This is a genomic window from Allosphingosinicella sp. (assembly GCF_059502505.1).
This window is the reverse complement of record NZ_JCACEU010000004.1, coordinates 1-1,187: the sequence shown is the minus strand read 5'-3', so window position 1 is coordinate 1,187 and position 1,187 is coordinate 1. Positions and strand designations below refer to the sequence as shown.

At 69.8% G+C, this 1,187-nt stretch carries 1 protein-coding gene; it reads right to left on the bottom strand.

The genetic code is table 11. The features are described from left to right. Positions 1-1,187: type I secretion system permease/ATPase (locus tag AC5JBD_RS00055; RefSeq protein WP_495719710.1), on the bottom strand; the 1,187-nt coding region annotated here is incomplete at both ends.

Sequence of the window (1,187 nt, the reverse complement as noted above, 5' to 3'; positions counted from 1 at the left end):
GTTGCTGTTCGGCTCGTCCAGCACGATCAGCTTCGGCCGGCCGAACATGGCGCGCGCCAAGCCGACGAGCTGGCGCTGGCCGCCCGAGAGGTACTGGCCGCCATCGCCGATCTGGGTGTCGTAGCCATTGGGCAGCCGCAGGATCATCTCATGGCAGCCGGCGAGCTGCGCCGCCTCGTAGACCGCGCTCGGCTCGGCCTCCGCCAGACGGGCGATGTTCTGGAAGACGGTGCCGTCGAACAGCTCCACATCCTGCGGCAGGTAGCCGACATGGCGGCCGAAATCCTCCCGCATCCACTGATAGACATCGGCGCCGTCCAGCCGGACCGTGCCGGCCGAAGGCTGCAGCGTGCCGATCAGCATGCGGATGAGCGTGGTCTTGCCCGCCGCCGAGGGGCCGATGACGGCCAGGCTGTCGCCCGGGGCAAGGGAGAAGTTCACGCCCTTCACGAGCGGCACGCCCTGGCCGGGAAAGCCATAGGAGACCCGCTCGACCGAGAGCTGACCCTTCGGCTCCGGCAGCGGCATGCCCGCCGGGCGCAGCCGCGGCTGGGAGAGGAAGGCCTGCAGCCGGCGGAAGGACTGCCGCGCCTGCACCAGCTGCTTCCAGCCGCCGATCATCTGCTCCACCGGCGCGAGCGCCCGGCCCATGATGATGGAGCCGGCGATGGAGGCGCCCGCCGTTAGCTCCTGCTGGAGCACCAGATAGGCGCCGACGCCCAGGATGCCGATCTGCACCGCGATGCGGAAGAACTTGGTCGCCGCTACCAGCACCGCCGCGCGGTCGGCGGCGCGCTGCTGCGGCTCGGTCATGGCGGCGACGGATTCCCGCCAGCGGCCGATGACCGCCGGCAGCATGCCCATGCTGTCGATGACCTCGGCATTGCGGGTGATGCTCTCGGCCCGGCGCTGGGAGGTCATGCCGGCGACATTCGCCTCCTTCAGCAGCTTGGAGGTCGAGAGTTCGCTGGCCAGGGTCAGGATGAACAGCATCACCGCGCCGCCGAGCGCGATGAAGCCCATGGTGGGATGCAGCAGGAAGATGAAGGCCAGGTAAATCGGCACCCAGGGCACGTCATAGAGGGCAAGGGCGCTCGGCGAGCCGAGGAAGCCGCGGCAGATCGCGAGATCCCGCAGCGCCTCCATCCGGTAGGGGCGGCCGCGCAGCGTGCTCTCGATGGCGCGGA